Genomic DNA, 17,374 nt, shown 5'->3' on the forward strand with positions numbered 1-17,374 from the left:
TTTTATATCGCCCAGCTGGCTAGCAATTTGTTCGGGAGAAAAAATGCTCTCGTAACAGAAGGCCCACCAATTTGAACAATTCTCCCTTGGGCAATAACTTCTTGCGGAGGCAACAGGCCGCTCACCGTGAACGCGTTTTGCTCTGAACGTTACCTATGCTGTAGGTCCATCGCTTGCCTTATCTCGGCGCAATTGTCATATATTGTCGAGGGGGTTCGCCTCAGCATTCGGACCAGGCTGAGTCAAACCCTATCTGTATCGTGGCGCGTTCTTCAATACTGAGTTCTGTATAGAACATAGCAGCATTTTACCGAATCGGTCGGGTGTTCCACGGCACTTGCGTCAAAGGATGATTTTTGTTAAATCATGGAATTAACTGGTTAATTCAGTGTATTGACTATCGCAAAGTAAGAGGCCACAACGTATTGACTTGTAGCAGTTTTACTAAGTCAGCCAATTTTCAAGATAAAGTACCTAGAATTGCAGATTCAATATTTTGCGCATAAGAGTCAGAAGAGTATGATTTTAGAAAGGTTTCGCGAGATGATTCTTGAATGCGTGTTAACAGTTTTTTATCTGTGATAAGCCTTTCTAGGGCATTTGCTAAAGATTCCGAATCCTTAGGCGTAAAAAGCAAACCGGATTCACCATTGCTAATTATTTCAGCTGGGCCACCATGGTTAGAAGCGACTACGGGTTTTTTCGCTGCCCATGACTCAATTACGACCATGCCGAAAGATTCTGGATGTATAGAGGGTAATACCGTTATATCCGTATTTGCCCAGATTTTGGATTTATCTGAAATGAATCCTGTGAAAGTAAAAAAGCTAACCAAGTTAAGTTTTTCGATTTTTTCCTGTAAGTAATCAACTCGTTTTTCATCTCCAGGCACTGGCGCACCTATAAATAAAAAGTGAACTTTTTCCAGTACGCATCGGGGCAGCTTTGCTGCAGCATCTACAAGTAGCTCTTGTCCTTTTAGCTCGCTGATTCTACCAATTAAAGAAATTCGAATTTTATCGTTGCTTACAATGCTTTCTTCATCTCTTGGTAATACGTCAATAATGTCGGGCGTTCCATTAAGTACCACTTTTTTTTCAGGACGAAACGGTAATGGCAGTAAACTCATAGCCTTGGCTGTGGCATTTGAGTTGTAGATTACGGTGTCGCTAAAAAGGGTAAGCGCCAATCTAAATAAATAATTTGCTGGGCGTGGCGATTGGATTATTTCGTGGACATGCCAGATATGTTTTTTTCTAAAAAATATCTTTAAAAGCATTCCATCAATTATTGCAAGAGTGTTCGAGTATACTACGTCAAAATCACCTATTTTGATCATTCGATAGTAGTTTATTGTTTTTCTTACTCTTTTCGCTACTCCTATCAAGCCGTAAAGTGAAAAGTCCGCACGTCGAACTTTTAAAGGCTTATGGATCAATGTTTTGACGCCGTCAATTTTGCTTAGTTCTGAAACCAAAGGTCCATTGTCAGGGACTACGACTGTATAATAAATTTTTTCGCTAGTTGTTGCTTTGAGAAAATTTAATAAAGTTACGTCTGATCCATATAGTTCTGAGGATTGATGAACTATAAGTATATTAATTGCGGGAATGGTCATATATTTTTCGCATTAAAAAGCATTGGACCGAATTTTTTTGAGAGTGTTGAAATATTCGCCGCGCCATTTCAATGCGAACAGAATCGCACTTTTTATATTCCAATAGCTATATTTTGAAAAAACTGCTCTGCTTTTTTGTTGTAAGTCATGCTTGATTCCCTCCATAGGAATGCCTACCACTTTTTTTCCACGGAAGTGCGCGGTCAAGCAGATGTCAGGGTCTTCGCAGTAAAGTCTGTATCGCTCATCCAAAACGCCAGAACCAGTGTTAAGCTCATGGCTTACATATAGGAAGGCTCCGAGCGCCCACTCTATGGAGTAATTGCTGTCGAGCAACTCGTGAGTTGTATGATTTCCAGGGTCAGGAATTTTTGCATTTATTCTTTTGTTAATGAATTGATACGGAGTTGGGAATTTTCGCCAAGATGATTGGGGGGTGCCATTTGGATAAGTAAGAGAAGGGGCAGCAACTCCGATGTTCTCAATACTGCTCGCAATAGAGACAAATTTGTGAAATGCCTGTGCAGAGAAAGAGCAGTCTGGGTTTACGAGGATTATCGGAAGGTTATGTAAGTTGTAATAATGAATTAAATCATTGTTGTTTTTTGAGAACCCTTCAAGTGTATTTTTGCTTAGCAAATTAAAGTCGTGCTTGCCCGCGATCAGTTTTTGCAGTTCTTCGTTTGTTCCGTCACTGGACGCAGCATCACATATGTATTTTTTAATATGCGGGAGACTAATACAGGACTCAATCAAAGGGCCTAAGAACTGCTTATGGTTGTGTGTAACGATCAAGATTACTGGTTGCTGAGACATATTTTAGCTCTTTTAGTATTTTCGATACTGGTGATATTGCTTGGTATGCTAACGCGCAATCGGACGTTGTTGTTCATGAGCGCAGCCACAAAAAATGCTATACAAATAAATGTAAACCGATTGGACAGAACTTCCGTAGTAAATGACATGATCGCCCAAAATAATGGAATTGCAATCAGTAACTTGTCTCTAGGAAATTTGGGTGATATGCCTTTAACTAGTGATAAGATCAATACCATATAGAGGAGAAAACCCTGAACACCAAAATTTGCAAGAATCGTTAAATATTGCGAGTCGGAATCAATAAAATTAACTGTGGTATTTGCATTTGCAAATGAAACGAAGTCCGCGCCATGACCAAATGGGTTTTCCTTCACTTTAGAAAATATCTCATCATATTTTAAAAAGCGTGCTTTCAGAGTACCTAAGCTAAGGCGCTCATTCATAACAACACTGTCAGTTTTAATTATACTGCTTAAGTTGAAGGTTGAGACCTGTGTGAAAGAAATAGATATTAAGCTAATCGTAACAAACGCTAAAATCCGCGGAATCGATTTTTGTTTTATTTTTGACGTGGATTTCGCAATGGCTACCGAGATTATAAATGCAATCAGCGCGGAAGATTTTAACGGTAAAAATGAAAGAGCAAGTGTTGTCGTTAAGATGCAACGATTGAGTAAAATGGATTTTAAAGGACGAAGGTACAGAGAAAACGCGCCAAAAATATAGTATGCGCTTAGATATCCTGGATCTTCAAAGGTTGCAAATGGGCGAAAACGGCGATCTTCACCCACATTTCCAATATATAATGAAGACCAACTATCTGCTGCCCAAGCCTGCTCAAAAGGAAGTATGCCGAATGCCGCATGTATTAACGTATGTAGACTAACTACGGGCAAGGTTATCAAAAAAACGTTGCGGAATATGCGAATTAAGTCTGTACCATTGCGTGAAAAATATGCAAGTACAGGAATTAAAAGAAGGGTGTAATAGGTGTGGATTAAGCTAACCAGCATTTTGCTGTTTGGGATGTTTATCAAGCACACCAATATTGCGTTTAATAGGAATAGATAATAAAGGGTAGATATGCTGCCAAGTTTTGGAAGTTTAAAGTTTCTCTTGAGCATAATTAAAAAGAACGCGCTAATTACCATTACTGGGAATAATGATATATAGCTAAAATATATCTGATCGCGCCCTGCTATACTTAGGTAGATCCTTTTAACTGCTCCTAGAAAAACCTGGTCAATTAATATTAGTGATAATAGCAGCTCTAATCTATTGATTTTAAAGTAGCGCACTTAATTCTTCTTTCGAGAGTTCTTGATTTAGTATAAAAGTAAAAGGATTTGTTTTTAGTTCCTTCAGTTCGATTATCGATTTGCGGGAAAGCTCTATTGGCTGAAGAATTAAGTTGCTTGGGTTTATGTCTGATTTGTTTAAGTAAAGTGAATATGTCTCGGAGTATTTTTCTAGTCCGTCCCATAATAGTAAGGTGGGCTTTTTAAATTCTAGAAAATCAAATACTATAGATGAGTAGTCAGTTATCAGTAGGTCGGCCTGCAAAAATATTTCATATATATTGGGGTTTGTTGTAACGTTGATGATGTTGGGATGTAGCTCTTCGGTATTAAGTTTTTTACCTCGAGATGGATGCCCTCGAAATAGTATCGCAACGTTGTTTTTTTCTAGCCAAAGGCGGACCTCCGGTGAGCGTAGGAGTGCGAATTCGCTCATATACTCCCTAAAAGTGGGGGCGTAGAGGATTACAAAGGCGTACTTGGAGTAGGTATTTGGATTTAGGATGTTATGAGATGGGCCTGGTGGTGATTTTTCAATTATCTTGCAAGTTGGAATCCGCCAACATTGTTCAATTATTTTTGAATGTGCTGAATCATATGAAAATACATAGTCCCATCTAGAGTAAGGAATTTCCAAACCTTTCTTTGATTTTTCTTCAATCCAGTTGCGTTCGACAGGACTGTCATACCCGATTTTCTTAATCGGCCGACCATGCCACAGGTTAATTGCTTTAATCCAACTATATGTAACTGGACTTATATCAGTTGTGTCATGCGTAAAAATGTATGCTTTTGAGTGAAACGTTATTGCCCACCACTTTAAGCTATATTTGTAAATTAAATTATTTGGTGCGAGTTTTTTTAGTTCTTGTAGTTCGCTATCGTTGTTGCATACCCAATATATGTTAGTGTTATATATAGGGTCGTTAAGTAGTAAGGAAAATAAATTCCGACTATAGCCTGAGTATTTTCTAAATCCACATCCGAAAACGATGTACTTTTTTTTCGATAACGGCTGAAGGGCTGAGGTCGCCACCACTAAGCAGTGCCGAATTTTATGTAAAATAAACTTCCCTGATGATAATTTATACATTTTGTTTGATTTTTAATAGGGGATTGTTGGGGTGACCTTTGATCAGTTTGATCGAGGCCTTGCTTCGATAAATTAAAACAAATATTTCGGTTGCTAAAACTGTAAGGGCGATATGCCAGCCCAAGTGAAAGTCTAGAATATAACAAGTTATTAGGAGGAGAAGCTGAAGAAGGCCTGCATAAATCACACTTATATTAGCCGATTTCGAGTCGCCAAGTGCCCCTAGTAGTGGGTAGCCCAATAGAATAGACGGAGCTGAAAAAAGAAAAGTAGCCATAAATAATAAAAGAATGGAGTATGAGTTAGTAAATCCAGGCCCAAAAATTAAAGATATTATCCAAGGACCTGCAAAGGTGCCTACTATTAGTGCCACAAAGCTGGCGGCGACCACTGCTTTTAATATTTTTAGAAGTAGAGAAAAATTTTGATGTTTAGCCATGTGGGGGTAAAGGGCTTGAGATAGTGGGCTAAATAGTGCTTGGGCTCCCTTGTAAAGTTGCTCGGCTGCAGAATAGTAAGCTACTTGAGTTGAAGATGAAAAAAGGCCCAAAAAAATTGCACCACCTGCGGTATAAGTTGCTACTGCTGCTCTAGACCAGAAAAACTCAGTCGATTCTCTGAATGTGTCTTTAACAAAATGCCAGCCGCACCATTTTGGATAATACCCCAATCGTAGCATCATTCCAATACCTATGGTCGCGGCTATTATACTGGCAACGCCATTTGCAACGGCGACTAGGTAGTGGTCATCTGGAGTCGAAACTAGCCATATTACTAGTACAAGATATAGTATTCTCGACACTACTGTGTACGCAGTGATGCAGGCCATTTTCTCGATGCCTTGAAAAAACCAGATTGGCTGCAGAGTTTGGCCAGCTATGGGGATCAAAAGTAGCCAAAAGAAAGTGTGGTAATGATCGTACTTATCTTGACCGAGAATGAAAGTTGTAAGTAATACTGCAACCGGTATTAGCAGTAAAATCTTGCATGTCATTACTGCGCTTATTATTTTTTGGAGTTCAGTTTTATTATTTTGCTGTTTCGCAATTTTATAAGTCGCTGACAAGCCGAAACCATAGTCAGTAATAATGCATGCTATTTGTACAATCGCCAAGCCAAAGGCTACGACGCCATACAAAGATACTCCTAGAATCCGAGTTAAATATGGGATCAATAGAAAGGGGAGCACGTAGTTTGCAATTTGAATTGCTAATAGTGCCCCGGTATTGCTAAAAAGAACGGAGGAGGGTTTCCTCATGTTATTCAAAGCGCTCAACGATAGACGAAATAATATCGAGTGCTTGCTTTAATTCGGTGACATGCGATTTATCTAGGACTTTTAGAATCTGCTTAATATCGGTGCTGGAGATATTAGGTGTGCGTGGGAGATAAACTACTTCGCAGAACTCTTTTAGTTCATCAAATTTTCCTTCCCAATCGTGCCCCATTCCAAATGTTGTAACGTTATATTGAGATATGTCACGAGTTTTTTGATCCCATGTTGCTTCTGGGATTGCTAGATCGACGCATTTAATATTGCGTACTATTTCGAGTCGATCTCCGAATGGTACGATCGTTTGTTTGTTTTTTCCGGCATTAAATTCATCTGTGGACACCCCAACTATGAGGTAATCACCATACTCTTTTAGGCGTTGGAGTAGGTTTAGATGTCCAATATGAAAAAGGTCAAATGTTCCGTATGTGATCACGATTTTTTTGTTCATGGAAATCCCTTGATTTCGCTATTGGTTCAAAATTGGAAAACTATAGCGTCACGAAAAAACTATCCCGCTGTCGCTTTTTTGTAATCTCTTTGCGATTAAATAGAATGACGGTTGCGGAAGCTGAATGCAACGCGGTCATTGAATTGAAGAGGAGGCTCCATGTTGCAGCCCGACCACTTGCGTTATCATTTCAATCGGATGTTTTTAGTAAAGGCGTTTGTGCGGAGGAATGTTCAGCGAATAGGCGAGTTATCCAATACTGCTTGCATATGAGTCGATAAATTAGTGCTCAGGGCAAAGTCGTTTATAATGCTTTAATATATGTTTTTCGATAATAGTGTGAGAGGCGTTTTAATCAAAATTTTCATATCGAGCCAGAGCGACCAATTATTAATGTATGCCAGATCTAATTCTACCCGCTGTTCCATTTTGTCTAAAGTTTCAGTCTCTCCACGAAAGCCGCTTATTTGAGCTAAGCCGGTTATCCCTGGTTTTATGCGGTGCCGAGCCATATAGGCATCGATTTTTCCAGTGTAATAGTCATTGTGAGCTACAGCATGAGGGCGAGGCCCAACCAGAGACATTCGACCTTGAAGGGCATTGAACAGTTGTGGTAATTCGTCGATAGAGGTACGTCGAATAAACTTCCCTACGCGTGTAATACGAGGGTCGCCTCGACTGGCTTGCTTTACTTCTTGGTCTTGATGCACGCGCATGGAGCGAAATTTCCATACTTTAATGATCTTACCATTCCAGCCATGGCGTTTTTGCTTGAAGAGCACGGGCCCAGGTGATGACAATTTCACGGCGATGGCGGTGCCCAGCAGTATTGGGCTGAGCAGGATGATGGCGATCAGAGCGACTGTGCGATCCAGCACGGCTTTGGAAAGCGCCGCGGTAGGATAGGAGGTTAACGGACTCTCATTGAGGTGGATCGCAGGAAGTCCTTCGATTTCGGATACCGAGTGGTTAAGCAGGATCAGACTTCGAAGGTCGGGAATCCAGATCACGTCGACACTGGAGTCCAGCAGATCGATATAGAGATCTTCGATCTTTTCGGCTTCTGTAAGTGGTAGTGCGATGTAGAGGCGCCGAATGCGATGAGTCGCGATCAGGTCGCGTAGGTGAGCGAGACTGCCAAGAATTGGGTACGAGCTGTCGCTTGGTAACGGCAGGTCGTCCGCAGCTACTAGACCCATTAACGGCTCTTTTTTCTGCCTTGCCAGTTTGTCCGCGAGGTCGAGTGCTAGTTCGCCAGTTCCGACAATCAACGAGGTTCGAGCCGCTTGAAGTTTCTGCTGGTAGCGCCTGGCAAGATTGTGAAGCGGCACGTAAAGGCAAGCCTGCAATACGAAGCCGGACAAGGCCAGGGTGATGATCACTTCTCGGGAATACAGCTCGCTAGTCTTCGTGATGAACGCCATCACCACCAAACCTGAGAGTAGAGTCAACCAGCCGGCAAGCAGGCGACTAAGCCCGGCGAGGTAACCATGCTGCTTATGATAAACCTGCATCATGGAGTAGGCCGGTACTGAACCGAGTAACATAAATGCTGCAAGCATGCGGTATTGGGTATCGACTTCCCCTGTTTTCATCACAGCCAGTGCACATAGCAGGAGGATGAGTACGGAGATTGCGGCCAGCCATTGGGCCCAGAAAGTCAGGCTGCGGCCTGCTGGCATTGTGGTGCTGCGCTTGCGAATCAAGATAAAGTCCCTCGCGTTGGAATGGGCATAGCCTTCCAGGCTGTGCCCGCTGTGAGGAGGAATTACCTCCATGCAGCTGGAGTTACTGTTTGAGCCTGAGGCACAAACCGGTCGTTGTCGTGGCGTTCCCCGTATCCGTGGCAGGGGACGCACTTGCCTTGGCCAATATCAAGGTTTTGGGCACGCTACCGCCCCAGGATTCACCGTTGGTTTCCTGAGAACGTGCGCCGTGGGTGCGACGTGAGCCGTATGCACAAGCGCTGGCAATTTTAGGGAGAAAGGATCAATCAGGCAGGGCCGAGTCTATGCTCGGTTAACAGCGCGCAGAGGAGATAAGTCTTTCCTTGACTGCTGCACAACAGGAGGTCTGTGCAATGGCATCCCGCCGAAATGAGTTGTTTTCTCAGCCGACGGCGCATTTTACTGATTTGGTAGGAAAAGTGAAGGCAAATACAGTCTTCACTGAAAGATCCTACATACGGGACTGTGTGTTTTGAGTAGTGAGTCACGGATTTGGTGAGAGGAATGACTGGGGGGCTTGGACTTTTATATTGGTAATTGAGGGTTCAAGCGGTACAGATGCGGGTTTTGATTCGGGGTGGTGCGACTGCGATGGTATTTGGCTATGACGTTTGTGCTATGTGGATTTTCGGAGGGGCTGGGATGTGGGTTTCATAGGCAGGTTAATTTTTGCGATGTGGGTCGGGCGGTGTGGCTTAAGGTTGATCGCTATTGCCAGCAAATCGGCTCCTACGGGTGGGGCGGGTGCGGGCGGTAAGGCGGGATGTGACGGGGATGGTTGATGTGGGTGTATTTTTTTGTTTTAGAGGCCGTGGTGTGGGTCAGTTTTTTCTATGGAGCTGATCGGGATGCTTAGGGTGTGTTCGCGATGCAGGAGGTGCAGGAGGATTACGATCCGTTCGGCGCCGTCGCGGGAGAGGAAGATGGCCTCGAGTTCTTTGTAGCTGCCGCTGTTGATTCGCACGCGGTCTCCGGGCTCAAGCGTTTCGGATTCTGGCGGTTTTTCGTTGAGTCGTTGTTTGAGTTGGTCGATGAGTTCGTCTGCTACGGCGATAGGCTGTTTGCCGAACGTCACCAGTTGGTTCACTCCGCGAGTTGAGCGGATGGGGTGCCAATTATCGTTCAGTTGGTCGAGCTGGATAAACAGGTAGCCAGGGAATAATGACTCTACGGAGGTGGTGCGGCGGCCGCGCTGGATGCGTTCGACATGATGGGTGGGCCGGTAGCACTTGAAGGCTTGGCGCGTCAGGTTTTCCTCGGCGCGAGAGTCTTGCCGTGGTTTGCACTGGATCAGGTACCAGCGGGGTGGCGGGTGCTGGAGTGGCATGCAGGGGCTCTCATGGGTCGATCAGGGCAGCGGCGCTACCCTGATATTCCGGTGTTATTTGTCTGAAGCGTATTCGTACTGGTAGTAGCTGTAGTTGCCATAACCATAGGCAGACGCCTTGCGTTCCACTGCGTTGAATATCGCGCCTTTGATGACAATGCCGTTTTGTTCGAAGCGGCGCTTGGTTACTAGGATTTCCTTGGCGGCATTGACGCCGAAACGGGTCACGATCAGGCTTGTACCCGCCTGACGACCGACCAGGGCGGCATCGGTAACCGCGAGGATCGGCGGGGTGTCAATGATGACCAGATCGTATTGGTCGCTGACGTTTTTCAGAAACTGGGTGAAGTTGCTGTGCATCAGCAATTCCGACGGATTCGGTGGGATCTGACCGCGGGTGATGACGTGCAGATTGTCCACTTCAGTCGCGTGTGTTGCGGTGCTCAGGTCGATTTTGTTGGCCAGTAGGTCAGACAAGCCATTACTTACGTCCAGGCGGAACAGTTTGTTTAGATAGCCTTTGCGCATGTCGGCGTCGACCAGCAATACCTTTTGCCCGGTCTGCGCGATGATGGCCGCCAGGTTGCCCGAGACGAAGGATTTGCCCACTGCCGGACTCGGACCGGAGATCATCAGGATGTTGTTCTTGGCCTCCAGGGTCGCGAAGTGCAGGCTGGTACGCAGGCTGCGTAACGATTCCACGGCAAGATCTGCGGGATTGTTCACCGCCAACAGCAGAGAGCCAGTACTGGTGCGGCTGCTACCCTTGACATTGCTTTCAATAAGGGATTGTCCCTTACTGAGCGGGATCGACGCGTAAACCGGGATGCCTAGTTGTTCAATGGCCTCTGGATCTTCGATGCCGCGGTTCAACGCTTTACGGATCAATACGTAAGCCACTGCAATCAATCCACCGAGCAGGGTGGCGATCAGCACGATCAGTGGTTTTTTCGGTTTGACCGGTTTCTCGATGTTCGCATCCGCCGAATCGATGATGCGCACGTTGCCCACCGTACCCGCTCGGACAATGTCCAGCTCCTGGGTTTTGTTCAGCAGTTGGGTGTAGATTTCGGTTGTGACTTGCATATCGCGGGCCAGGCGTAATAGTTCCTGCTGGGTTTCGGGCAGGTTCTTGATCTTCTTTTCCAGTGTGCGTTTTTGTTGATCGAGTTGACCCATCTGGGTGATCAACGCCTGATAGGCCGGATGTTCGCGGGTGAAGCGGTGTTCCATTTCTGCTTGCTTGAGTTTCAGTTCGGATATCAGGGTTTCCAGAGCTACGATCTGATCGAGCACGGCTTTGGTTTCGATGGTGATGTCCACCGAGCGGGCGCTGGTCTGGTACGCGTTGAGCTGGCCTTCGGCTTTTTCCAGCTGCTTGCGCACATCTGGTAACTGGGTCCGCAGGAACTCAAGACTTTGCGCGGCCTCGGCGGAGTTGCGCTGAACATTCTGCAATACATAGAGGCGGGTGATTTCATCCAGTACGTTGTTGGCCCGCGCGGGATTATCACTTTCCAGCGACAGCGCGATGATGCCGGATTCCTTGCCGCGTTCTGCGGCGGACACATCTTCCTGATACTGCAAAATAGAATTGAGGCGGCGCTGTTTGGTGACGCTGAATAGCGAACCTGTATTCGCATTAAGGGTGGCGACTTGCACCTTGAAGCCATTTCGTTCCAGTTTTTCGCCAACCTGGCCATTGATGAGAGCTTCTTCGTCATCATTGAGCAAGGTGAAAGCGCCAGCACCTTCCGCGCGTAGTGTTAGCGCTTTACCCAGGTAATCATCGGGCACTTCCAACTGAAAGATGTCGAGTATTTCCCCGCCCCATGTATAGCTGTTCAAACCAAACAATGGAGAGGCCAGCTCGTTTGGGCTGGTTGGCTGAAAGCGTCGGCTCAGGAATTGGCCGATCAGAGGGAAGTAGTTAGGCTCTATGATTATGTCGAGCTTGAGGTTCTCTACAGCCTTGCCCAGCACTGCACGAGATTTGAGCAGCTCGATTTCAGTCACCGCCGGGGAGGTAGTACCGAACATTTCGCTCATTTCACCCATGCCGCCAAGCGCAGCCATGCCGCCTTTCTTTTCTTCTACCTGGACAAGGGCATTCGCTTGGTAGATTGGCGTTGATAACAGAGCGACTGCAACGCCGATTGCGCAAAACAGCGTGGTGATGCCGATGATGATCCACTTGCTATCGATCAAGGTGCCGAGTAGCGCGAGCAGATCGATATCATCATCGTCGTCGCGGTGTTCCTGAATGGGTACGCTGTTTGGGCTCGTCATGCGGGGTACTTTTACAAGAGGTGATTATAATTTTTGCGACCAGCTGTCGACGCCTTGCGCCATCAGTTGGTAGACGTGATCAAAGGCGACTTTTTGCTGGCGGTAGGGGTCGGAAATTTCCTGGTTGTTCTGCCACTTGCCCAGTAGGAACGTCTTGCCGCGTACTTCCGGAGCCATTTCGACAATCCGGTCTACATGGCGTTTTTCCATGGTGAGGATCACGTCGGCTTGTTGCAGATGTTCGCGAGTCAGTTGCCGAGCCTTGTGGTCCGGGTGATCGCCGCCATGCTCGCGCAGTACTTCCAGCGCGGTCTTGTCCATGGGTTTGTCCACGAGTGCGCCGAGGCCCGCCGAACTGACGTCGATGCCGCGATGGTCCAGTCTGCTCTTAAGCAGGGCTTCGACGGTGGGGCTGCGGCAGATGTTGCCGATGCATACGACCAGGATTTTATTGAACATAGGGCTGCGATGGTTGCGATATCGAGGGTGATGACCGCACAGGCAGCAGGAGGAGGGGGACGGAATTCCTTTCCAACGCAACAGTACGGCTTTCTCCGGTGCATTGCTGCTGCCGGGGCCATTTCAAAAGCGTGCACTCTAGTGCCGTAGGGGGGTAGGGTCAAGGCTCGGCTGTTACTTTCTGTCAATTGGGTGTTTGCCTTCGTCGGCAGTATTATTATGCCAGCATCGGATAAGTGAACAGGCCGAAGTGCAGCAAATTCAAACCAAAGTGCGTGGCGACTGCGGCGGCCAATCCGGCATAGCGGTAGGCCAGACCGTAGCCGACACCGGCCAGAGTCGCGAGGCAGACCCATTGCCAGCCTGCGCCCCAGTGGGCCAGGCCGAACAGTAGCGCTGCGAGTAGCAGGGCGAGGTGTTCGCCGTAGGGCAGGTGTTTGAGTCGCTGGGTGAGACCGCCTTGTATATAGCCGCGGAACAGGGCTTCTTCGACCAGGGTGACCAGCAGCAGGTTGTTGAGGAGCCAGAGTCGGGCGACGTCGGGCCATTTGGGTGACCATTCGATGATGCCGAGCAGGCAGGCGCTGGCGAGGGTGAGCAGGGCGGTCAGGCTGAGGGTGATGGCGCTGGTTTTGAGGGTTTGGGTGAGTGAGCGTTGGGCGATGATCCAGGGGCAGGCGAGGATGAGCCAGAAGCCGATCAGGGGTTTGTCGAGGTTCAGGTACATCGAGAAGGGGATGGCGTTTTCGCTGAAGCGTTGTGGCGGGATGACTTGGGCGTTGTGGAAGCCTGGCAGGTAGTGGAGGGCCAGAGTTAGGGCCAGGAGGACGAATAGGGTGTGGCCCAGGTAGCGGGCGTAGGGGTGGTTTTGTGGTTGGATGGTGATGCCGGCTAGCAGGAGAAGGGTGAGGGGGAGAGCTGCCGGGAGGGAGAGTTGGCCGTGGGTGAGTGCGAGGACGTAGCCGGCGGTGAGTAGCGTCAGGTACGGCCAGTGCAGTCGGAGCATGGGTCTTCCTTGATGGGGCTTGGCTTTAGGTGGGCATTTAGGCAGATGTGGGGGGAGTGGGCAATGGAGGTGTGTTTTTGTCACGTAATCCGCTCATTAACATCCTCAGGCAGCGTTTGTTTGAAAGGCCTGTAGATTACTTCGCGCAGGCTACAACGCCTTGCGCCATTGCCTACGGTTACGCCAGAATCCGCCGGCTTGTGCGACTTGGGCTTGGGCTTGGGCTCTATCGTTGCCGGTCGCTGAATAACAGCCTGAATAACAGAGTAGGGGTTTGGTAGCCCCGGAACATCGTAAGGTGCCAAGCATCATGATGCGCAACGTTTGTTCGAATCTGCATTATGGTGGTCATGCTCAGGGCGCCTTCGGGCGCGCCGGTTTCCTTACGTCCCGGTCGGTTACTGTCAAATCCGGTGGCCTGGAGAATACGGTTGTGTTCTCCGGCCGCGGCTCCGATAAGTAGGCTGGAAGCATGTTAGAGGGCAATTGCTATTCGCGTGGCAGCATGGCATTGGAGGGTGAGCTGAAAATCTTGAAAACCGCGGTTCTGACGACCCGTTCACTCATGGTCTGCGCAAACTTCAGAAGCGAGCTGACTTCTACAAGCAAGTGGAAGCAGATTTGATATCGCGGTGTACCGCCATGACGGCGTTCTGGACCTTGCATGGCGAAATCAAGACGATACCATCCGACAGGCGAAAGCCCGTATCAGGGTAAGCATCAATGACGGATAGCATAAGTGATGCGTTATTTAAATTTAAGGAGATAAAGTTGAAAATATTAGTGACCGGTGGCGCTGGATTCATTGGTTCGGCAGTTGTCCGGCATATCATCGCCAACACCAAGGATTCGGTGGTCAATCTGGATAAGTTGACCTATGCCGGTAATCTGGAATCACTGGGTGAAAGCGCCAAAAGTGACCGATATGCCTTTGAACGTGTCGATATTTGCGACGCCGCTCAGCTGCAGCGTGTGTTTGATGAGCATCGACCCGATGCGGTTATGCACCTTGCCGCAGAGTCCCATGTTGACCGCTCCATCAGTGGTCCTTCGGATTTCATTCAGACTAATATCGTCGGCACTTATACGCTGTTGGAAGCGGTACGGCAGTACTGGAAAAGCCTAGACGTGTCAGCGCAAGAGAGTTTTCGGTTCCATCACATTTCCACCGATGAAGTTTACGGTGATCTTGACGGTCCTGAAGACCTTTTCACCGAACAGACTCCTTACCAGCCGAGTTCTCCTTATTCCGCGAGCAAGGCAAGCTCGGACCATCTCGTCAGAGCCTGGAGCAGAACTTACGGTCTCCCGGCGATTGTGACCAATTGCTCAAACAACTACGGTCCATGCCATTTCCCTGAAAAGCTGATCCCGTTGGTTATCTTGAATGCGCTGGAAGGCAAGCCTTTGCCTATCTATGGTAAGGGTGATCAGGTTCGTGACTGGCTGTACGTAGACGACCATGCCCGTGCACTTTATAAAGTAGTGACCGAAGGCGAAGTCGGCGAGACCTACAACATCGGTGGCCATAACGAGAAGAAAAACCTCGAAGTAGTCCATACCGTATGCGCGCTGCTGGATGAGCTAAGTCCAGAATCCCCATATCGCCCGCACGCCAAGCTCATCACCTACGTCCAAGATCGCCCAGGGCACGATCAGCGCTATGCCATTGATGCCGGCAAGGTTCAGCGCGAACTGGGCTGGACCCCTGAAGAAACGTTTGAATCGGGTATTCGCAAGACAGTTGAGTGGTACCTGAACAATCAGCCTTGGGTCGAGCACGTCAAGAGCGGCAGTTACCAGCAATGGATCGATCAAAACTATGCTGAACGACAGGCCTGATATGAAAGTATTGCTTCTGGGTAAAAATGGACAGGTTGGCTGGGCGCTTCAACGTTCCCTCGCAACGTTAGGAGATGTCGTGGCTCTCGATCGCCACGTCGACAATGGTCTGTGCGGTGATCTTGCTGACCTTCAGAGTTTGCGGAAAACCATTCAACGCATAGCTCCCGACATCATCGTCAATGCGGCCGCCTATACTGCAGTGGATAAGGCTGAGTCCGATAAAGACTTGGCCTTGCAAATCAATACAACGGCGGTCCAGGTCATCGCCGAAGAGGCAAAAAAACTGGGCTGCTGGTTTGTGCACTTTTCCACGGATTACGTGTTCGATGGAACCGGAACGGCAGCCTGGCAGGAAAACGACGCGGTATCTCCAGTCAACTACTATGGCATGACCAAGTTGATGGGGGAGCAGGCCATTGTCCTATCGGGCTGCAATTACCTTATTTTCCGTACCTGTTGGGTATATGGAGCACGGGGCAGCAACTTCGCTAAAACGATGCTGCGGCTCGCCACCGATCGCCCTGAGCTTAACGTCATCGCAGACCAGATCGGGGCGCCGACCGGCGCTGATTTGATAGCAGACGTAACCGCGGTATCCCTTAGAACGGCGCTGGCTGAGCCTGCGGTTGCAGGTATTTATCACTTGGCGGCCGACGGGTTTACTTCGTGGCATGAGTACGCAAACCTGGTCATTGACTATGGCAAAGCGAGTGGCATGCCTTTACTAGCGCAGGCTGTTAATCCGATTTCAACGGCGCAATTTCCGACCCCTGCGCGTCGGCCATTGAATTCCCGGCTTGATACCGAGAAACTGCGCAAGACTTTTTCCATCCACTTGCCAGATTGGCGCAGTGGTGTGACCCGGATGTTAAAGGAAGTGTTAGAGAAATGACGGTCATCAAACGCAAAGGCATCATTCTGGCAGGCGGTTCTGGTACGCGCCTGCACCCGTTGACGTTGGGCGTGTCGAAACAGATGCTTCCAATTTTTGACAAGCCGATGATCTTCTACCCGCTGTCCGTGCTGATGCTTGCCGGTATGCGGGAAATTTTGATTATCTCTACCCCGGAAGATTTGCCTTGCTTCAAAAAGCTGCTGGGCGACGGGAGTCAGTACGGCATCGAATTGACTTACGCCGAACAGCCAAGCCCTGACGGCCTGGCGCAGGCGTTTATCATTGGCGAAGAGTTCATCGGTGAAGACCCGTGCTGCCTGATCCTAGGTGACAATATTTTTTACGGTCAACATTTCTCCGACAATTTGCGTTCTGCAATGTCTCAGACTTCTGGCGCAACCGTATTCGGTTATCACGTTTCTGATCCTGAGCGCTTTGGCGTCGTCGAGTTTGACGGCACTGGTCGGGCACTCAGTATCGAGGAAAAACCGGCGCGTCCGAAGTCCAACTACGCTGTGACAGGTTTGTATTTCTACGACACCCGCGTCGTTGAAATCGCAAAAAATATCAAACCCTCGCCCCGTGGCGAGTTGGAAATAACCGATGTAAACAAAGCTTATCTGGACGACAAGTCATTGACCGTAGAAATGCTTGGTCGAGGCTTTGCCTGGCTGGACACGGGCACACACGAGTCACTGCTGGAAGCAAGTCATTTCGTTCATACCATTGAGCACCGTCAGGGTCTTAAAGTGGCCTGTCTGGAGGAAATCGCTTTTCACAGCGGTTGGATAACTTCAGAGAAGCTTGGTGAGCAAGCTGAAAAACTCAAAAAAACCGGTTATGGGCAGTACTTGCAGAAGATTCTTATGGAGGCTTCTGGCGCATGAAACTGATGCAGACCTCGATCCCGGACGTGGTAATCATTGAGCCCGCTTGTTGGGGGAGTGGTTGAGGGTGGTGATTTTTGGTGGATGAAGTAGAGCAGGCAGCGTCGTCATTGGGGCGATAAGTTCGGGGTTGATGTTGGCTGGTAGGACGCTATCGCGGGCGAGCCCGCTCCCACAGGTATTGAAGTTGGATGTGGGATTATGGTCAGCATATAAGCTTTGTGGGGGCGGCGGTGTGTCAGGCGACATCAATATTGGCTGGGCCGCCGTCTTCGCGAGCAAGCTTGCTCCTACAGGGGCCGTGCTTATCTGCAGTTCATGTTTTGTCGCGTAATTGGTGTATTAAACATCCTCTAGTGGCGCGTGTTTAAAAGACCTGTAGGTTAC

Annotated in this window: 14 protein-coding genes; 3 read left to right on the plus strand and 11 right to left on the minus strand. The window is 48.2% G+C overall.

Annotated features, from left to right (window positions below):
• Positions 1 to 460: 460 nt before the first annotated feature.
• The 11 genes from F8N96_RS31010 to F8N96_RS31060 form a co-directional block, all read right to left on the minus strand.
• Positions 461 to 1,618 (minus strand): glycosyltransferase family 4 protein, encoded by a 1,158-nt coding sequence (locus F8N96_RS31010; protein WP_150801043.1) that lies wholly within the window; start codon positions 1,616 to 1,618, stop codon positions 461 to 463.
• 12 nt (positions 1,619 to 1,630) lie between these two features.
• On the minus strand, positions 1,631 to 2,434 hold the full coding sequence (locus tag F8N96_RS31015) for a glycosyltransferase (protein ID WP_150801044.1): 804 nt from the start codon (positions 2,432 to 2,434) through the stop codon (positions 1,631 to 1,633).
• Positions 2,416 to 3,735: an O-antigen ligase family protein gene (locus F8N96_RS31020; RefSeq protein ID WP_150801045.1), complete on the minus strand. Its 1,320-nt coding sequence runs from the start codon at positions 3,733 to 3,735 to the stop codon at positions 2,416 to 2,418. The genes F8N96_RS31015 and F8N96_RS31020 overlap by 19 nt, the downstream gene beginning before the upstream one ends.
• Entirely contained in the window at positions 3,722 to 4,828 is a 1,107-nt protein-coding gene (locus F8N96_RS31025) for a CDP-glycerol glycerophosphotransferase family protein (protein WP_150801046.1), read from the minus strand. Before F8N96_RS31025 ends, F8N96_RS31020 begins: the two co-directional genes overlap by 14 nt.
• The gene (locus tag F8N96_RS31030) at positions 4,821 to 6,086 is read right to left on the minus strand and encodes an oligosaccharide flippase family protein (protein WP_150801047.1); all 1,266 of its coding nucleotides are present in this window, start codon (positions 6,084 to 6,086) and stop codon (positions 4,821 to 4,823) included. The genes F8N96_RS31025 and F8N96_RS31030 overlap by 8 nt, the downstream gene beginning before the upstream one ends.
• Position 6,087: 1 nt before the next feature.
• A complete protein-coding gene (locus F8N96_RS31035; protein WP_150801048.1) occupies positions 6,088 to 6,552 on the minus strand; it encodes an adenylyltransferase/cytidyltransferase family protein in 465 nt (154 codons plus the stop codon).
• Between the two features lie 314 nt (positions 6,553 to 6,866).
• Positions 6,867 to 8,234 carry an undecaprenyl-phosphate glucose phosphotransferase gene (locus tag F8N96_RS31040; RefSeq protein WP_150801092.1) on the minus strand — a complete coding sequence of 456 codons (1,368 nt, stop codon included), beginning with the start codon at positions 8,232 to 8,234 and terminating at the stop codon, positions 6,867 to 6,869.
• A gap of 847 nt (positions 8,235 to 9,081) precedes the next feature.
• Entirely contained in the window at positions 9,082 to 9,606 is a 525-nt protein-coding gene (gene rfaH, locus F8N96_RS31045; protein ID WP_150801049.1) for a transcription/translation regulatory transformer protein RfaH, read from the minus strand.
• Positions 9,607 to 9,660: 54 nt separating this feature from the next.
• A complete protein-coding gene (locus F8N96_RS31050) occupies positions 9,661 to 11,895 on the minus strand; it encodes a polysaccharide biosynthesis tyrosine autokinase (RefSeq protein ID WP_150801050.1) in 2,235 nt (744 codons plus the stop codon).
• A gap of 24 nt (positions 11,896 to 11,919) precedes the next feature.
• Positions 11,920 to 12,354, minus strand: a complete 435-nt coding sequence (locus F8N96_RS31055; protein ID WP_150801051.1) for a low molecular weight protein-tyrosine-phosphatase — start codon at positions 12,352 to 12,354, stop codon at positions 11,920 to 11,922.
• A gap of 217 nt (positions 12,355 to 12,571) precedes the next feature.
• Positions 12,572 to 13,360: a CPBP family intramembrane glutamic endopeptidase gene (locus F8N96_RS31060; RefSeq protein ID WP_150801052.1), complete on the minus strand. Its 789-nt coding sequence runs from the start codon at positions 13,358 to 13,360 to the stop codon at positions 12,572 to 12,574.
• A 771-nt stretch (positions 13,361 to 14,131) separates the two neighbouring features.
• Here F8N96_RS31060 and rfbB point away from each other — a divergent pair.
• From rfbB to rfbA, 3 genes are read left to right on the plus strand one after another with little or no spacing between them, the layout of a single operon-like run.
• Positions 14,132 to 15,202, plus strand: coding sequence for a dTDP-glucose 4,6-dehydratase (gene rfbB, locus F8N96_RS31065; protein ID WP_191635398.1), 1,071 nt, complete (start codon positions 14,132 to 14,134; stop codon positions 15,200 to 15,202).
• Position 15,203: 1 nt separating this feature from the next.
• Positions 15,204 to 16,097 (plus strand): dTDP-4-dehydrorhamnose reductase, encoded by an 894-nt coding sequence (rfbD, locus tag F8N96_RS31070; protein WP_150801054.1) that lies wholly within the window; start codon positions 15,204 to 15,206, stop codon positions 16,095 to 16,097.
• A complete protein-coding gene (gene rfbA / locus F8N96_RS31075) occupies positions 16,094 to 16,987 on the plus strand; it encodes a glucose-1-phosphate thymidylyltransferase RfbA (RefSeq protein ID WP_150801055.1) in 894 nt (297 codons plus the stop codon). The genes rfbD and rfbA overlap by 4 nt, the downstream gene beginning before the upstream one ends.
• The last annotated feature ends 387 nt before the right edge of the window (positions 16,988 to 17,374 follow it).

The sequence above is a fragment of the Pseudomonas fluorescens genome (assembly GCF_902497855.1).
Classification (GTDB): domain Bacteria; phylum Pseudomonadota; class Gammaproteobacteria; order Pseudomonadales; family Pseudomonadaceae; genus Aquipseudomonas; species Aquipseudomonas fluorescens_BI.

What these genes read in the sequence shown, in the direction of transcription:
- F8N96_RS31050 (WP_150801050.1), bottom strand. Translation starts at nt 11,895, where the DNA reads ATGACGAGCCCAAACAGCGTACCCATTCAGGAACACCGCGACGACGAT.
- F8N96_RS31015 (WP_150801044.1), bottom strand. Translation starts at nt 2,434, where the DNA reads ATGTCTCAGCAACCAGTAATCTTGATCGTTACACACAACCATAAGCAG.
- F8N96_RS31035 (WP_150801048.1), bottom strand. Translation starts at nt 6,552, where the DNA reads ATGAACAAAAAAATCGTGATCACATACGGAACATTTGACCTTTTTCAT.
- rfbA (WP_150801055.1), top strand. Translation starts at nt 16,094, where the DNA reads ATGACGGTCATCAAACGCAAAGGCATCATTCTGGCAGGCGGTTCTGGT.
- rfaH (WP_150801049.1), bottom strand. Translation starts at nt 9,606, where the DNA reads ATGCCACTCCAGCACCCGCCACCCCGCTGGTACCTGATCCAGTGCAAA.
- F8N96_RS31040 (WP_150801092.1), bottom strand. Translation starts at nt 8,234, where the DNA reads ATGCCAGCAGGCCGCAGCCTGACTTTCTGGGCCCAATGGCTGGCCGCA.
- F8N96_RS31010 (WP_150801043.1), bottom strand. Translation starts at nt 1,618, where the DNA reads ATGACCATTCCCGCAATTAATATACTTATAGTTCATCAATCCTCAGAA.
- rfbD (WP_150801054.1), top strand. Translation starts at nt 15,204, where the DNA reads ATGAAAGTATTGCTTCTGGGTAAAAATGGACAGGTTGGCTGGGCGCTT.
- F8N96_RS31025 (WP_150801046.1), bottom strand. Translation starts at nt 4,828, where the DNA reads ATGTATAAATTATCATCAGGGAAGTTTATTTTACATAAAATTCGGCAC.
- F8N96_RS31060 (WP_150801052.1), bottom strand. Translation starts at nt 13,360, where the DNA reads ATGCTCCGACTGCACTGGCCGTACCTGACGCTACTCACCGCCGGCTAC.
- F8N96_RS31030 (WP_150801047.1), bottom strand. Translation starts at nt 6,086, where the DNA reads ATGAGGAAACCCTCCTCCGTTCTTTTTAGCAATACCGGGGCACTATTA.
- F8N96_RS31055 (WP_150801051.1), bottom strand. Translation starts at nt 12,354, where the DNA reads ATGTTCAATAAAATCCTGGTCGTATGCATCGGCAACATCTGCCGCAGC.